Raw genomic sequence first — 15,495 nt, forward strand, 5'->3', positions numbered from 1 at the left:
TTTCTGAATATATGCCTGGGCGTGTTTCTTCAATGATGTATTGGGTGGTTGAAAGTCAGTCTTCGTGGACAAGTCCACTCCTACAGGGATCTTCGTGCACAGATTCAAGCAAACACCAGCCCCGACGAGCGCAGCAGTTCCTGAGTGTAGGCCTGCTGCGGTGCGGCGAAGATCTCGCGGGACGGGCCTTGTTCGACCACTTTGCCGTCCTTGATCACGATCAGGTCATGGGCCAGCGCATGCACCACCGCCAGGTCATGGCTGATGAACAGGTACGTCAGGCCATGACGGATTTGCAGATCACGCAACAGGGCGACGATCTGTTTCTGCACGGTGCGGTCGAGGGCTGAAGTCGGCTCGTCCAGCAGGATCAGATCCGGTTCAAGCACCAATGCTCTGGCGATGGAAATGCGCTGGCGCTGGCCACCGGAAAACTCATGCGGATAACGATGCCGCGTCGCCGGATCGAGCCCCACTTCCTGCAACACCCGAATCACCGTCTGCTCACGTTCTTTGGGCGTGCCGATTTTATGCGTCACCAAGCCCTCGGCGATGATCTGCTCTACGGTCATGCGCGGGCTCAGGCTGCCGAACGGGTCCTGAAAAACCACCTGCAACTGGCGACGCAACGGGCGCATCAGGTGCTGACTGTGCAAGCTCAGTTCCTTGGTGCCAAAGCGGATGCTGCCCTCTGAATCCACCAGCCGCAAAATCGCCTGGCCCAGCGTTGATTTGCCCGAACCGGACTCGCCGACAATGCCTAGCGTCTTGCCCTTGAGCAGCTCGAAACTGACCCCGTCCACCGCTTTCACGTACTGCTGCTCGCGCTGGAACCAGGCTTTGCCCAGCGGGAACCAGACCTTCAGGTCCTGCACCGACAGCAGCGTATTGCTGTGCGTGGACGGCACCGGTTCGCCGTCCGGTTCAGCGTTGATCAGCAAGCGGCTGTAAGAATGCTGCGGGCTGTCGAACAGCGTCTGGCAATCGGCCTGCTCGACGATCTCACCCTCACGCATCACACAGACCCGCTGAGCAATGCGCCGCACCAGATTAAGATCGTGGCTGATCAACAGCAACGACATGTTCAGCCGCTGTTGCAGCGATTTGAGCAGTTCGAGAATCTTCACCTGCACCGTCACATCCAGCGCCGTGGTCGGTTCGTCGGCGATCAGCAAATCAGGCTCGTTGGCCAGCGCCATGGCGATCATGACGCGCTGGCGTTGCCCGCCCGACAGTTGATGCGGATAAGCCTTGAGCCGCGACAGCGGATCGCGAATGCCGACCAGTTCCAGCAGCTCCAGCGTTCTGCTTAGCGCCGCCTTGCCCTTCAGGCCCTTGTGGGTGACGAGGATTTCGCCAATCTGCTTTTCGACCGTGTGCAGCGGGTTCAGCGAACTCATGGGCTCCTGAAAAATCATCGCTACCCGATTGCCGCGCAGGCTGCGCAATTGCTTGTCGCTGGCGGTGACCAGATCCAGCCCGTCGTAGCGAATCGAGCCTTGCGTGCTGACCGTTTTCGCCGGCAGCAAGCGCAGAATCGAATGCGCAGTCACTGATTTGCCGGAACCGGATTCGCCCACCAGCGCCAGGCATTCGCCACGGCGGATATCGAGGCTGATGCCATGCACCACTTCTTGGCCGTTGAAGGCGACCCGCAGGTCGCGAATTTCAATCAGGTTGTCTTGCATGTCAGCTCCGAGGATCAAACGCGTCACGGCAGGCTTCGCCGATGAACACCAGCAACGAAAGGATCAAGGCCAGCACCACGAACGCCGTAAGGCCCAGCCAGGGGGCTTGCAGATTGCGCTTGGCCTCACCGATCAGTTCGCCCAGCGAAGCGCTGCCCGCCGGCATGCCGAAGCCGAGAAAGTCCAGTGCAGTGAGCGTGGCGATGGCGCCGGTGATGATGAACGGCAGGTAAGTCAGGGTGCTGGTCATCGCGTTGGGCAGGATGTGTCGCCACATCAGCGCAGCATCGGTCAGGCCCAGTGCGCGTGCCGCTTTGACGTATTCCAGATTGCGCCCGCGCAGAAACTCGGCACGCACCACGTCCACCAGCGACAGCCAGGAAAACAGCGCCATGATGCCCAGCAACCACCAGAAACTCGGTGATACAAAGCCGGACAGGATGATCAGCAGGTACAGCACCGGCAAACCTGACCAGATCTCCTGAATGCGCTGGCCGATCAGGTCGGTCATGCCGCCGTAGTAGCCCTGAAGCGCCCCGGCGCAGACGCCGATCACGGTGCTGATGACGGTCAGCAGCAGCGCAAACAGAATCGAAATCCGCGCGCCGAACAGCACCCGTGCGAGTACGTCACGGGCCTGTTCGTCGGTACCCAGCCAGTTGATGTGGTCAGGTGGGCTGGGCGACGGCGCGTCCAGGTCGTAGTTGATGGTGTCGTGGCTGAACGGGATAGGCGCTGAGAGCATCCAGCCGTTCTTTGCGGCGATCAGCTGGCGCACGTAGTCGCTGGCATAGTCCGGTTCGAAAGGCAGTTCGCCGCCGAAATCGGTTTCCATGTAAGTGTGCAACACCGGGTAATACATCTGCCCGTCGTAGCTGATCAGCAAGGGTTTGTCGTTGGCGATCAGTTCGCCGCACAGGCACACCAGCATCAGGCCGATGAAGATCCACAACGACCACCAGCCACGCCGGTTGGCTTTGAACAGGTCGAAGCGGCGCTTGGTTTGGGGAGAGAACTCGAACATCAGGCGCTCCTCGCGGAAAAATCGATGCGCGGGTCGACCAGCGTGTAGCACAGGTCGCCGATCAGTTTGATCAGCAGGCCGAACAGCGTGAACAGGAACAGCGTGCCGAACACAATCGGGTAATCCCGCGACACTGCCGCCTCGTAACTCATGCGCCCCAAACCGTCGAGGCCGAAGATGGTTTCGATCAGCAGCGAGCCGGCGAAGAACACTTCAATCAGGGCCTGCGGAATGCCGGCGATCACCAGCAACATCGCGTTGCGGAACACATGGCCGTACAGCACGCGATGCTCGGTCAGGCCCTTGGCCCGCGCCGTGACCACATACTGGCGACTGATCTCGTTGAGAAAGCTGTTCTTGGTAAGGATGGTCAGCGTAGCGAACCCGCCGATCACCAGCGAACTGACCGGCAACACCAAGTGCCACAGGTAGTCCTTCACCTTGCCCCACGTGCTCAGGCTGTCGAAGTTTTCCGAGAACAAACCCTGCGCCGGAAACCAGCTCAGGTAGCTGCCGCCGGCAAACACCACGATCAGCAGAATGGCGAATAGAAACGCGGGCGTGGCGTAGCCGATGATCACCAGCGTGCTGCTCCACACATCGAACGCACTGCCATGCCGCACCGCCTTGCGAATGCCCAGCGGGATGGAAATCAGGTAGGTGATCAGCGTCGCCCAAAGCCCGAGTGACAGCGATACCGGCAGCTTTTGCGCAATCAGTTCGGTGACCGGCGCACCCCGAAAGAAGCTGGTGCCGAAGTCCAGTTGCGCGTAGTTCTTGAGCATCAGCCAGAGCCGTTCGTGCATGGGTTTGTCGAAGCCGTAATGCTCCTTGATCTGCTCGATCAGCGCCGGGTCCAGCCCGCGCGTGCTGCGGCTGGCGGTGCCGCTTGCGGCCACTTCACCACCGCCGCCACCGACCCCGTTGGGGCTGAAACCCTGAATGCGGGCGATGGCCTGCTCGACCGGCCCGCCGGGCGCGGCCTGCACGATCAGGAAGTTGACAATCAGAATCGCCAGCAGCGTCGGAATGATCAGCAGCAGGCGTCGAATCACATAAGCCAGCATCTCAATGCTCCTTCGCAGCGATGGTCTTGCCGGGGAGTGCAGCGGCCTGGGCGTTGGTCAGCGGCGTCGGGCTGATCTGCCACCAAGTTTCCAGGCCCACGTCGTAGATCGGCTCGACTTCAGGCATGCCGAAGCGGTTGGCGAACACCAGCGGTATGCCTTTGGAGTAGTAGTTGGGAATCATGTAGTAGCCCCATTGCAGGACCCGATCCAGCGCACGGGCATAGGTCACCATGTCGTTGCGCGTGTTGGCGCTCACCAGCCCGTCGATCAGCGTGTCCACCGCAGGGTTGCGCAGCACCATGGCGTTGGAGCTGCCCACTTCGGTGGCGCTTTGCGAGCCGTACAGGTTGTACAGCTCACGGCCCGGGGAGATGATCGGATTGCCGTTTTTCGGCAGGCTGACCACGATCATGTCGTAGTCCCGTGCATTGAGCCGGTTGATGTACTGCGCCGAATCGATGCGCAGGAAATCCAGAGTGATGCCGATCTGCGCCAGGGTGCGTTTGAAGGGCAGAATCAGTCGGTCGAAGCCGCCCTGACCGTCGAGAAAACTGAACACCATCGGCTCGCCCGCAGCGTTGACCAGCTTGTTGTCTTTCGGGTGCCAGCCAGCCTCGGCCAGCAGCTTCAACGCCTGTAATTGCTTGTCACGAATGTAACCGCTGCCGTCGGTTTTCGGCGGCTGATACACCTTGGTGAACACCTCATCCGGCACCTGCCCGCGCAAGGGTTCGAGAATCTTCAGTTCAGCAGCGGTCGGCAGCTCGGTGGCGGCCATGTCGCTTTTCGGGAAGTAGCTTTGTTCGCGCACGTAGAAATTGCGCATGACCCGGCGGTTGATCCAGTCGAAGTCCCACAGCAGCGACAGCGCTTCACGCACGCGGCGGTCCTTGAAGATCGGGTTGTCCAGATTGAACACGAAACCCTGCGCGGCGACCGGGCGCTGCTGGGCGAAGATGTTTTTTTGCAGACGCCCGTCGTCGATGGCCGGGCCGCTGTAACCGACCACGAAACCGGAAGACGAGAACTCGCGGTTGTAGTCGAACGTCCCGGCCTGCAGCAGCTGGCGAGCGATTTCGGTGTCGCCGTAGTAGTTCACGGTGAGCGTGTCGAAGTTGTACAGGCCACGGCTGACCGGCAGGTCCTTGCCCCACCAGTCCTTGACCCGTTCGAAGGTGACGCTGCGCCCGGCGTCGACCTTGGCGACCCGGTACGGCCCGTTGCCCAGCGGCGGCTCGAAACCGCCGCCGTTGGCGAAGTCGCGGCTCTTCCACCAGTGTTCCGGCAGGATGTGCAGGCTGGCGATATCCAGCGCCAGCATGCGATTGAGGTTGTTCTTGAAGTCGAAGCGAATCTGCAGCGGCCCTTCAATGGTCACCGCTTTGACGTCGGCGAACATGGGGCGATAACTGAAGCTGGCCTTGGTGGTCATCAGCTCGAAGGTGTAGCGCACGTCTTCAGCGGTGACGGGCTTGCCGTCCTCGAACCGCGCCTTGGGGTTGAGGAAAAAACGAATCCACAAACCGGCCGGGTCCATCTCCATTTTTTCCGCGACCAGCCCATAGACTGTGTAAGGCTCGTCCAGCGAGCGGTAGGCCAGTGGCGAGTAAACCCAGGTGTCGACCTGCACCACATTGATACCTTGGTCGACGTATGGATTGAGGTAATTGAACTGGCCGATTTCTTCCGCCGAGCGCGTCAATGAGCCGCCTTTCGGGGCGTTCGGGTTGACGTAGTCGAAGTGCTGGAAGCCAGCCGGGTATTTCGGTGCCTCGCCATAGACAGTCAAGGCGTGGGTCGGCGCGGCTTGCGTGACCTGCCAGCAACTCAATAGCGCTACACCCAGAATCAGGCGCCGCAAAAAACGGGTATGACGCAACATGATGGGGCTTTCCTCGTACGCACTGAATGACGATGGGTCGCGAAAAAGCCCCCGGCCGGGGAAGGTGGATGAAACCTGGGCCGGAGGGGGCGAGCTCGCAATCTGACGTGGCCCACGGAGCATGTATGGGCCACGTCGTCACACTCAGAAGTGGTAAGTCGCGCGTGCGAACAGGGTGCGGCCCAGCGGGTCGGCGTAACGAGGGTCATAGCCGGACTGGAAGTTGTAGGCCTGGTTGGAGAACGGCGGGTTGCGGTCGAACATATTGCGCACGCCAGCGTCGATATCCAGCACCTTGTCGAAGGTATGACCCACCGACATGTCCCACAGCGCATACGACGCGACGCGGGCGTTGGTGGTGCGGTCGTAGTCGTTGTAGCCGCTGGTGAAGCGGTTGGTGAGGGACGCGCGGGTGTCACCCAGCGACCAGGTGCCGGTCAACACGTGTTTCCAGCGCGAAATCACGCCGTCGCCCTGGAAGTCGCCCACCTTATCGGTGTACGGGCCGTCGATGATGTTCTGGAAGTCATAACGGGTCACGTAAGTGCCGGTCATGCCCAGACCGAACTGGCCGTAAGGCGTGTTCGGAAAGCGATAGTCGAGGGTCACGTCGACACCACTGGTTTTGACGATGCCCAGGTTGGCGTTGCCGGTCACGATATTGGCAATCGAACCATCGGCAGCGCGGATGTAACGGTCGGCGTAGGTGTTCGGGTCATCGAATACGGTCGACTCGGGGAACGACTGAATCTGGTTGGAAATGTGAATCCACCAGAAATCCAGGCCCATCGACAGGTTGTTGACCGGCTGATAGACGAAGCCCAAGGTCATGTTACGGGCTTTTTCCGGTGCCAGATCCGTGTTGCCACCGCTGTTGTTGAGGAATTGCTGCCCGCAGTCGCGACCGGCATTGCCGCCAGGCTGCACGGTGCCGCCTGCGCACAGAACCGGGTCATTGTAATAGCCCTGGGTGAAGGTTGTGCTGCGTGGTGCATACAGTTCATAGAGCGACGGTGCGCGGAAGCCTTCGCTGTACGCCCCGCGAACCACCAATTGCTTGAACGGCTGATAACGGAACGAGTATTTCGGGTTGGTGGTGCTGCCGAAGTCGCTGTATTTGTCATGACGGACGGCGGCCGTCAGTTCAAGGCTGTCCAGTACCGGTACGTTCAGCTCGGCGTACTCAGCTTTTACGCTGCGATCACCGCCTGCACTGCCCGCTGCGTCGGCACCAAGGCTGCTGATGTCGTTGACGAAGGCTTCATAGGTTTGATGCATTTTCTCTTTGCGGTATTCACCGCCGAGCGCCAGACCTGCAGGGCCTGCGCCGAACCAGTCACCGATTTCCCGACTGATGCGCGCATCGAGTCCGGCCACGCGGCCTACGGCGCTGGAGTACTGGCCGTGGTATTCGTTGGCATCGATCAGCGCCTGACCCGCTGCAGTTTGCGGTCCGAAGGGGTTAAGCGTGCCATTGGCCAAGCCATTGATCATCGCCGCGTCACTGACATAGCCGCTGTCGACCGAGGAGAGCACTTTGTTCTGGTTGTACGAAGCGCCGACGTTGTAGTCCCAGCCGCCCACCAAACCGTCGAAGTTGAGCAGGAAACGCTGACTGGTGTTCTGGTCGCTTGAGCCGCGTGGGCCGGCCGCCGTTTCGCGCCAGGCAGTTGTGACGGGTTGCGTCGGATCGAGGGTGAAGTCGGTCGGCGCCGGAGTGATGCCGTTGCCTGGGTAGAACGGCGACGATGAGTCCAGCGACAGGCCGGTGAGCGGCGCGGGGCCAATGCCGGTCTCGTTGTTGTTGCGTGCCCAGAAATATTCGAGGCTGACGTTGTGATCGTCGGCGAGCTTGCCGGTGGCTTTGCCGAAGAACGAGGTTTTTTCAGTCTGCGGGATCAGATCGATGTAGTTCCGGGTACTGAAGCGGCAGACACCGTTGCTGGCAATCAGGTTCGGGCCGCCGCAATTTGTGCCCAGCGGGTTGGCGGCATTGTTGCCCTGAAAATAGTTAGCGGGGTACGCGGTACCGGAGGTCTGGTTAAGGCCGCGTCCTGGCCGATAATCTTTGGCAAATGAACGGTCGTTGGCGTCCAGGTTTTGCTGCTTGTTGTAGTTGAACACGCCCATCACGTTGAAGCGATCTTCCTCCAGATCGCCAAAGCCCCAGCTGGCGCTCATGTCTTTGGTCGCACCGCCGCCGCTGGCAGTCGGCGTTTCGCCGCCCAACGTGAGGCTGCCGTCAGTCAGGGATTTTTTCGTGATGAAGTTGATCACGCCGCCGATGGCGTCTGTGCCGTACAGCGCCGAGGCCCCGTCACGCAGCACTTCCACACGGTCGATGGCGGCGAACGGAATCATGTTGAGATCGACGGCACTGCCGCTGGGAACACCGGACAGGGCATTGTTGGCCAGGCGGCGGCCGTTGAGCAGCACCAGCGTCTTGTTTGCGCCAATCCCGCGCATGTCCGCGTAGGAAGCCCCGCCTGTTCCAGATCCGATCGAACCTGCGCTGTTGTTGATCGACTGGCTGCCGGTGATGCGCTGGACCATTTCCTGAGTGGTGGTCACGCCCTGTTTCTTCAGGTCTTCGGCGCGCAGAATGGTAATCGGCACAGCGGTTTCGGCATCGACCCGGCGGATCGCCGAACCGGTCACTTCAACACGTTGCAACTGAGTCGTGGCAGGCACAACCGCTGCAGTCGAGGACACGGCCGAACTGCTCGTGTCTGCATCGACGGCGTCTGCCGCCTGGGCACCGCTCATGCCCATGGCCAATGCACAAAGCAGGGCACGTGGATGACGCCGGACCGCGAGGGCCAGTGGTTTGAGGGTGCAACCGGGAAGATTCATCAGCATGGTTAGTTCCGACTTGATCCAGACATTATTGAAATGGCCTTGTGAGCCCTCTGTTCCCGACGCGGTTGTGCCGAGCGGGTATTCCACTTCTCTTCTTCCAGCAAGCCGCTCCCCTCCAGGGGCTTTTCAGCCCACGGACGACCGCATTCACGGGAGTCGGGTCAGACGGCTTCGCGCGGCGAAGCCCTCGGATCACATTCGGGTCATTTCGCCGTCATGACGGATATCTTTGTTATGCCGGAGCGCTCGATGGACGCCATCGCCTTGGCCACCTGGCCGTAGTTCACGGCGGTGTCGGCCTGCAGCTGAACGCGGATTTCCGGGTCCTTGGCCTTTTCGTCCTGCAGGCTTTTTTCCAGCAGCTCCGGGGCGATTTCCGATTTGGCGAGGTAGAACTTGCCGTCCTGATCGACGCTGACCACCACCGGATTTTTCTTCTCGGCAGGCGCGACCGCATCGGTCTTGGGCAGGTTGACCTTGATGGCGTTGGTCATCAGCGGCGTGGTGACGATGAACACCACCAGCAGCACGAGCATCACGTCGACCAGCGGCGTGACATTCATTTCGCTGAGCACTTCATCGCTGTCTTGAGTGGAGAACGACATTAGCTGGCCTCCCGAACGGCATGGCCGTTCTTGCTGGCGATAGGCTGACGGGTAACGGCAAAGGCGCTGCGCTGGGCAAGGGCGTCGAAGTCGTGGGCGAAGTCATCCATGTCGGCCACGGCGAGCTTGAGCCGGCGCAGAAAAAAGTTGTAGATCAGCACGGCCGGCACCGCGACAGCGATACCCACGCCGGTGGCGACCAGCGCGTGACCGATGGGCCCCGCGACCGCTTCAAGGCTGGCCGAACCCGTCAGACCGATGCTTTGCAGCGCTTCCATGATCCCCCAGACCGTACCGAACAGGCCGATAAAGGGCGCGGTGGAGCCGATACTGGCAAGAATCGCCTGGCCGCTTTCCAGCGCCCGACGCTCTTTCTGAATCTGCTGGCGCAGGTTGCGCTCCAGGCGGTCCGAGCGATTGATGGTGTGCGCCAGTTGCTGCGTGGTCCGCGGCGACTCATCGACCGCCATCGCCTCGAAGCCGCTGTTGGCGATACGTGCCAGGGCGCCAGGGTATTGCGCCGCATGCTCGGCGGCGGTCAGCAGATCCGGCGCGCTCCAGAACGCCTTGGTGAACTGTTTGTTCTGCGACTTCTGGCGGACGTACTGCGCCGACTTGATCAGCAACAGGGCCCAACTCAACACGGAAAACACAATCAATGCCCAGAGCACGGCGGGGACGATCATGGAAGAGAGCGATGCGTTCATGGTTTAAACCTCACCAGCTTTAAATGAATTGTCGGTTGTCATGCGCCGGATCATTCCGGCAGCTTGAAGTCGATGGTCTGCGTCGCGAAGCCTTCTATCGGCGTATCGCCCCGCTTGGCCGGGATAAACTTCCAGTTGCGCACAGCCTCCACGGCCGCTTCGTCCAGTACCGGCTTGCCGCTGGATTTGGTCACCTCGACAGCCCCGGCGCGTCCGTTTGGCAGCACCTTGATGCGCAGTACCACGCGACCTTCCCAACTGCGACGCAGGGCCAGTCCCGGATATTCCGGCGGCGGATTGCCCAGGCTGGCGAGCCCGGAAACAGCCGCACTTTCCTTGGCCGGAGCGGGTGGCGCAGCAGGTGCCGGTGGTGCGGGCGCAGGTGTTGGCGGCGCAGGCGGGCTCGGCGCGGCAGCAGGCGTTGGTGCCGGCGGCGTCGGCTTTTTCACCGGCTCAACCTTCTTGACCGGTTTGGGCTTCTCGACCTTTGGCTTCTCTACCGGCTTGGGCGGCGGCTCCACGGCGTCCGGGTCCTCGACGGGCTGTTCCGGCTCAGGTGGCGGCGGCGGTGGGGGAGGCGGAGGTGGTGGCTCGGGCGGCGGCGGTTCCGGCGCAGGTGGCGTCGGGCTGGTCAGTTCAATGGTCATTTCCGGAACTTGTGGCGCAACTTCCGGCAGCTCGGGCTGTGCGGTTTGCATGTACCACCAGATGACGCCATGGATAAGGACCGACGCAGCAATCAATACCATTACTTGCGGCCTGTTAAGGCCGCCCGGGCGAGACGTATTGGCTTTGAAAGGGATGCCCTGCCACGCCGTCGACGTTTCATCGGGCGATGGACCGGGGACCGCTTTCATTATTACCGCATCATTCATTAACGCTCCCTCGGGTAGTTGAAGGGCAATAAAAAGTCCGTTCGAACATTTCGTGAATATTCGAATGCTGGATATCCGCACGTTAGTCAGGTGCATGACACCATTAAACCTGTGCGCAGGCACAGGCTCAAACGGGGGAACGAGTTCTAAACCAAGCCATTCGCATTGCTCATCCTTGTGTTCTTATCGTCATGTACCAGGACGTACATTCGTGTTCCTGAAAAGTTACATTGCAACCGCTGTGCCAGAAAACCCCTGTGCCAGACGCTCAATGAGCTGGTGTGTCGCTTTCCTGTAATTATTTAACGAATACGGCTTCCAAGGCGATAAAAGCGGGTCGACCCACTAAAAGTTTCTATAAATCTGAGGATGTAAAAATACCCTCTGATCATTCAGACGAACTGAAAACGCGTGACCTGATGGTCGGTTTTCTTGATGCACCAACAAAGTCTGTTGGTGATCAAGTTGGTGCGTTAGTGGGTCATTTTTTCAAAAAGGAACACTCCTGACTGGTGACGAACACTAAAATCCCAAAAATAAATAGCCGTCGGAAGATGATAGCTGGATGAAGATTTTTTAATAGAAATTGTCTGACAATCAAGGCTTGTTAGTTGCCAGTAGTCGCCGCGAAACAGGCGCTCTTTCTTTAGGAGACGCGCAAGTACGCAAGGCCCTGATTAACCAATCAGAACAAGCAAAAGACAGCGCGAATTATTTACGTAAAAAAGTGCCGGGCTTTCAGAGAAACGCCAACGGGCACAGCCAATGCTGAGGTCGCCGGGCAGGTCGGCTCGTCGTCGACCGATAGCGCAGAGGCTGGTCGTCGGTGCAGCACGGGTTTGAAACAGTACTCATTTGGCACGCTTAGATTCCTTTCCTGGTGAGGCACGAGACTTGTGATCAGGCGCCTGCACTGTTTGTGGACGCTTTGGCGTCCGTGGACTGCATTTGGTGCGTGTGGGCACCCCTTCAATGCAGCAAGCACCATTGGTTTATGGCACGCGTGTTCCACAAGAAAGAACTGTGCCAATTTGTGTCTTTTTGTATCTGGAGGGGTACATTTTTTAGATGCAAGCTGCAAGTGGCGAGCCGCGAGCTTTGGAGTATTGGTCGCAAGGGGAAATCGAGGGAGAGCCACCCATGACGTGGGCGGCTTGAGAGGCTTTGTAAATTACCAGAACGCAGCAGGCGCGCTGAGGGCCTTGCTGAATACCTCAATGGCGCGTTCGACATCCGCCTGCGTCGTGTAGCGGCCCAGACTGACGCGCACGCTGGCGAGCGCTTTTGCCGAATCCATTCCCAGAGCAAGCAGTACATGGGAAGGCGCATTACTCGCCGAGTTGCACGCGGAGGTCGAGGACAGCGCCAGGCTGTGCGACAACTGAGAGCTGCTGAAACCGTTGCGGGTGATGCACAGGTTCAGTGTGTGCGGGATGCGCTGTTCAGGGCAACCATTGAGGTGCACGTCCGGCAGAGCCAGCAGCCCTTCGCGCAAATGACTGCTCAGTTCCGCAATACGACGGTTTTCAGCCTCGGCCTGACTGATTGCCAACGCAAACGCTGTGCCCATGCCGACGATCTGATGCGTCGCCAGCGTGCCCGAACGAAAGCCGCCTTCGTGCCCGCCGCCGTGGATTTGCGCCTGTAACAGCGAATGAGCACGCGGTCCCACATACAGCGCGCCGATGCCCTTTGGGCCATACGCCTTGTGTGCGGAAAATGACATCAGGTCCACGGCCAGATTCGCCAGATCGACCTTCACCTTGCCCACTGCCTGTGCAGCGTCCACATGAAACAACGCGCCATGCTCACGCACCAGTGCACCAATGCTGGCGATATCAGTCAGCGTGCCCAGCTCATTGTTCACCAGCATCAACGACACCAGCAACGTGTCTTCCCGCAAGGCCGCCTGCACCGCCTGCGGCTGGATCAGCCCCTGGGCGTCCGGCTTCAACCAGGTGACCGGAAAACCCTGACGCTCCAGGGTGCTGACCGTATCGAGCACCGCCTTGTGTTCCAGCACGCTGGTAATGATGTGGCGGCATGGCGCGTTTGCGTCGTGGGCGATGCCCTTGATCGCCAGGTTATTGGACTCCGTGGCACCGGAGGTCCAGACCACCGCCTGCGCAGGCGCACCCACCGCATCCGCCACCTGACGCCGCGCCTGCTCAACAGCCTGCCGCGCGACCTGCCCATAGCCATGCCCGCTGGACGCCGGATTACCAAAATGTCCTTCACGGCCCATGCAGGCAACCATGGCTTCGATCACCTGTTCATCGACAGGCGTGGTAGCGGCGTAATCCAGATAAAGCGCAGAGGTGGTCATGAGCAAATTCACTTCGTGATCGGGTCAGAATCAGGGGCTGGCCGTATGAGGCCGATTACATGAAAGATTACTGATGCAGGAGGGGAAAATTTTTGATATCTGCTCGGGTATCGGGAGCTAATTCGAAAAATTATTCGCTTTGACTTGGATTTATACGATTAAAAATTCTAGGATGCTGTCAGGCGTGCAATCTTATAGCCAGGCACTTCTCGTTTCTCACGTTCCACACCCAGGGTTATGCAAGTCGCGATGAGCCCTGAATACGGCGCTGTCATGCTTCTGCCCGCAGGGCGTGGGATACATCGGTTCTAAAGATTCCGCAGAGTGGGCTTCTGCCCGAAGGGCGTGGGAGCGAACTTGTTCGCGAAAGGGCCGGTACATTCTCTGAAAAATGTATCGTTTGAACCACAGTCTTCGCGAACAACGCAGGTCGCCGCTCCGGTCGCCCCCGCGATATTTATGTACACGTAAAGGCTCAGCGCAGAACGCGAAAAACGATCAGCGTCTGCCCCGACTTCACTCAGGAACCCCCCATGGACAAATTCGACCGGGCAATTCTCGACATCCTGCAAACCGACTGCACCCGCTCCGTCGCCGATATCGCCGAGCGCATTGGCCTGGGCAGCACCGCATGCTGGCGACGCATCCAGAAACTGGAAGAAGCCGGCATCATCGACCGCCGCGTCGCACTGCTCAATCCGCAACGGCTGAACGTATCCGTCAGCGTCTTCGCCGCCATCCGCACCAACCAGCACAACGCGGCCTGGCTCGAACAGTTCCACGCCGCCGTCGGCGACCTGCCCGAAGTGGTCGAGTGCTACCGCATGGCAGGCGACACCGACTACATGCTGCGCATCGTCGTGGCCGACATCGCAGGTTACGACGCTGTCTATAAACAGCTGATCAGCATCCCCGGCATCAGCGACGTGAGCTCAAGCTTTGCCATGGAACAAATCAAATTCACCACTGGCCTGCCACTGCAATACGCATCGTTTGGCGGATAAGCGATACCACGCTCATCAATTCAATCGAACCCTCAGCCCCACGCCACGTCCACTTTCTTTGGCAAACGAAAAAGGTGGCTGACATGACGACCGATCCGATACTCACCGATCACGTCCCGAAAGAAGACCCGGCCAGCCCGGAGCTGGGTCAATACGACCGCGAAGCCGACCCGGTCCTGGCCATGAACTCGAACAAACCCGGTGTCAGTTCGAAAAGGGGCGATGAAGTGAAAAAACGTACTGAAAAAGATGAGGCTTATGACGAGGGAGAGCCGGAAGTGGATCCGGACGACCCGGATATCGTGGCGGATGAAGGTGGCGGTGTTTCGCCGGGGTGATGCAGTACGAACAAGGCGCTGAGGTGGTGTAGCAGCTCAAAGGTGTTCATATAGAAGACGTTGAGCTGCCCACACTGGTTGGCAGGGATGAACCGATCTTCAGGGACGTGAAGCAATCTCGTCCAGATGATTCAGCAAATCCAGCGGATCCTCATAAACCCTCAACGCACCTGCCCGCTCCAGCTCGCCAATGTCATAGCCGCCCGAGAGCAGACCGACGCCGGTTGCCTTGCAGCGCCGTGCCGCGAGCATGTCCCAGATCGCATCGCCGATCACCAGGCACTCTTCAATCGGCGCGCTTATTTTCTGCGCAGCCGCCAGGAACAGATCCGGATCAGGCTTGCCGTAGCTCACGTCATCGCGCGTAACAATGTTGATCTTATTGATATCCAGTTTCAGCGCCTTCAGATTGATCGTCGCCGTATCAATTCCGCCACTGGTCGCGATGCACCACTTGAGGTTTTCTTTGTCGAGCGTCTCAAGCAATTCAATGGCGCCCGGCAGCGCAATGATCTGCCCCTGAAGCCGCTCGTAAGCCTGCGCATGTTTCTCGCTGAGCCGCTCGGCTTGCTCTTCGGTAATGCTCAAGCCGGTCTCGCGCGACAACGACTTCAACATCAGCCCGCCGCTCATGCCGATCTTGCGGTGGATACGCCACATCGCCAGCGGGATGTTCTCTGCATCCAGTGCTTCTTTCCAGGCAGCAACGTTTTGGTAAACGCTGTCAGTCAGCGTGCCGTCGAGGTCGAAAATGAAGGAGGTTTGAGGTCTCATAGGGTTACTCTTTTTGAATACGGATTGACCCTCTGGCAAGGTCCGGAGCCTTGTGGACGACACCTGCACGTCGGTATCGGAATGCAGCGATCACGGGGGACGCGAGGGCTGAACCGGGGCTTCAAATACGGCGTTGCCAGAGGTAGGGAAAAGGGTTGGTTTTTCAGGTCACAGGCTTTCGAGTGCCTGGTGGGGTGGGGGTTCGATCTTTTGGGTGAGTGGGCAGGCATACCGCCTGAATCATCCAGGGGGTGTCAGAAATTTTGTGTTTGGGCATAACATGAGTAAGAGGTGCATGTATGCCAACCAAAAAGAAACCCGAGCTGCGGAAGCTCCCTGCAAT

Annotated in this window: 13 protein-coding genes; 3 read left to right on the forward strand and 10 right to left on the reverse strand. The window is 59.4% G+C overall.

What is annotated here, in order from left to right; all coding sequences use genetic code 11:
* Positions 1 to 104: 104 nt before the first annotated feature.
* The 8 genes from ABJ99_RS25315 to ABJ99_RS25350 all read right to left on the reverse strand — a co-directional run bounded on the left by ABJ99_RS25315 (position 105) and on the right by ABJ99_RS25350 (position 10,710).
* Complete coding sequence (locus ABJ99_RS25315) at positions 105 to 1,688, reverse strand: ABC transporter ATP-binding protein (protein WP_054088130.1); 1,584 nt, start codon at positions 1,686 to 1,688, stop codon at positions 105 to 107.
* 1 nt (position 1,689) lies between these two features.
* On the reverse strand, positions 1,690 to 2,712 hold the full coding sequence (locus tag ABJ99_RS25320; protein ID WP_054088131.1) for an ABC transporter permease: 1,023 nt from the start codon (positions 2,710 to 2,712) through the stop codon (positions 1,690 to 1,692).
* Positions 2,712 to 3,779: a microcin C ABC transporter permease YejB gene (locus tag ABJ99_RS25325; protein ID WP_005745742.1), complete on the reverse strand. Its 1,068-nt coding sequence runs from the start codon at positions 3,777 to 3,779 to the stop codon at positions 2,712 to 2,714. The genes ABJ99_RS25320 and ABJ99_RS25325 overlap by 1 nt, the downstream gene beginning before the upstream one ends.
* 1 nt (position 3,780) lies before the next feature.
* Positions 3,781 to 5,664 carry an extracellular solute-binding protein gene (locus tag ABJ99_RS25330; RefSeq protein ID WP_054088132.1) on the reverse strand — a complete coding sequence of 628 codons (1,884 nt, stop codon included), beginning with the start codon at positions 5,662 to 5,664 and terminating at the stop codon, positions 3,781 to 3,783.
* 144 nt (positions 5,665 to 5,808) lie between these two features.
* On the reverse strand, positions 5,809 to 8,523 hold the full coding sequence (locus ABJ99_RS25335; protein ID WP_162491543.1) for a TonB-dependent receptor: 2,715 nt from the start codon (positions 8,521 to 8,523) through the stop codon (positions 5,809 to 5,811).
* A gap of 203 nt (positions 8,524 to 8,726) precedes the next feature.
* On the reverse strand, positions 8,727 to 9,128 hold the full coding sequence (locus ABJ99_RS25340) for an ExbD/TolR family protein (RefSeq protein WP_002555939.1): 402 nt from the start codon (positions 9,126 to 9,128) through the stop codon (positions 8,727 to 8,729).
* A complete protein-coding gene (locus ABJ99_RS25345; RefSeq protein WP_007248263.1) occupies positions 9,128 to 9,814 on the reverse strand; it encodes a MotA/TolQ/ExbB proton channel family protein in 687 nt (228 codons plus the stop codon). The genes ABJ99_RS25340 and ABJ99_RS25345 overlap by 1 nt, the downstream gene beginning before the upstream one ends.
* 71 nt (positions 9,815 to 9,885) lie before the next feature.
* Entirely contained in the window at positions 9,886 to 10,710 is an 825-nt protein-coding gene (locus tag ABJ99_RS25350; RefSeq protein WP_080378324.1) for an energy transducer TonB, read from the reverse strand.
* Positions 10,711 to 10,991: 281 nt separating this feature from the next.
* Between ABJ99_RS25350 and ABJ99_RS28520 the strand changes: the two genes are divergently transcribed.
* Positions 10,992 to 11,219: a hypothetical protein gene (locus ABJ99_RS28520; protein WP_147461908.1), complete on the forward strand. Its 228-nt coding sequence runs from the start codon at positions 10,992 to 10,994 to the stop codon at positions 11,217 to 11,219.
* Between the two features lie 662 nt (positions 11,220 to 11,881).
* On the opposite strand, the gene ABJ99_RS25355 is transcribed toward ABJ99_RS28520, so the two are convergent.
* Positions 11,882 to 13,036, reverse strand: coding sequence for a cysteine desulfurase family protein (locus ABJ99_RS25355; protein ID WP_054088136.1), 1,155 nt, complete (start codon positions 13,034 to 13,036; stop codon positions 11,882 to 11,884).
* A 533-nt stretch (positions 13,037 to 13,569) separates the two neighbouring features.
* On the opposite strand from ABJ99_RS25355, the gene ABJ99_RS25360 reads away from it, so the two are divergent.
* Positions 13,570 to 14,040, forward strand: coding sequence for an Lrp/AsnC family transcriptional regulator (locus ABJ99_RS25360; protein WP_024673691.1), 471 nt, complete (start codon positions 13,570 to 13,572; stop codon positions 14,038 to 14,040).
* 83 nt (positions 14,041 to 14,123) lie between these two features.
* Complete coding sequence (locus ABJ99_RS25365) at positions 14,124 to 14,378, forward strand: hypothetical protein (protein WP_054088137.1); 255 nt, start codon at positions 14,124 to 14,126, stop codon at positions 14,376 to 14,378.
* A gap of 99 nt (positions 14,379 to 14,477) precedes the next feature.
* On the opposite strand, the gene ABJ99_RS25370 is transcribed toward ABJ99_RS25365, so the two are convergent.
* Positions 14,478 to 15,152 (reverse strand): HAD family hydrolase, encoded by a 675-nt coding sequence (locus ABJ99_RS25370; protein WP_054088138.1) that lies wholly within the window; start codon positions 15,150 to 15,152, stop codon positions 14,478 to 14,480.
* Between the last annotated feature and the right edge of the window lie 343 nt (positions 15,153 to 15,495).

The organism is Pseudomonas syringae pv. cilantro (assembly GCF_001293775.1).
GTDB lineage: Bacteria > Pseudomonadota > Gammaproteobacteria > Pseudomonadales > Pseudomonadaceae > Aquipseudomonas > Aquipseudomonas syringae_P.

Excerpts from the sequence above, each read along its gene's own strand:
- ABJ99_RS25345 (WP_007248263.1), bottom strand. The coding sequence starts at position 9,814 with ATGATCGTCCCCGCCGTGCTCTGGGCATTGATTGTGTTTTCCGTGTTG.
- ABJ99_RS25315 (WP_054088130.1), bottom strand. The coding sequence starts at position 1,688 with ATGCAAGACAACCTGATTGAAATTCGCGACCTGCGGGTCGCCTTCAAC.
- ABJ99_RS25360 (WP_024673691.1), top strand. The coding sequence starts at position 13,570 with ATGGACAAATTCGACCGGGCAATTCTCGACATCCTGCAAACCGACTGC.
- ABJ99_RS25350 (WP_080378324.1), bottom strand. The coding sequence starts at position 10,710 with ATGAATGATGCGGTAATAATGAAAGCGGTCCCCGGTCCATCGCCCGAT.
- ABJ99_RS25340 (WP_002555939.1), bottom strand. The coding sequence starts at position 9,128 with ATGTCGTTCTCCACTCAAGACAGCGATGAAGTGCTCAGCGAAATGAAT.
- ABJ99_RS25335 (WP_162491543.1), bottom strand. The coding sequence starts at position 8,523 with ATGCTGATGAATCTTCCCGGTTGCACCCTCAAACCACTGGCCCTCGCG.
- ABJ99_RS25320 (WP_054088131.1), bottom strand. The coding sequence starts at position 2,712 with ATGTTCGAGTTCTCTCCCCAAACCAAGCGCCGCTTCGACCTGTTCAAA.
- ABJ99_RS25325 (WP_005745742.1), bottom strand. The coding sequence starts at position 3,779 with ATGCTGGCTTATGTGATTCGACGCCTGCTGCTGATCATTCCGACGCTG.
- ABJ99_RS25370 (WP_054088138.1), bottom strand. The coding sequence starts at position 15,152 with ATGAGACCTCAAACCTCCTTCATTTTCGACCTCGACGGCACGCTGACT.
- ABJ99_RS25355 (WP_054088136.1), bottom strand. The coding sequence starts at position 13,036 with ATGACCACCTCTGCGCTTTATCTGGATTACGCCGCTACCACGCCTGTC.
- ABJ99_RS25330 (WP_054088132.1), bottom strand. The coding sequence starts at position 5,664 with ATGTTGCGTCATACCCGTTTTTTGCGGCGCCTGATTCTGGGTGTAGCG.
- ABJ99_RS25365 (WP_054088137.1), top strand. The coding sequence starts at position 14,124 with ATGACGACCGATCCGATACTCACCGATCACGTCCCGAAAGAAGACCCG.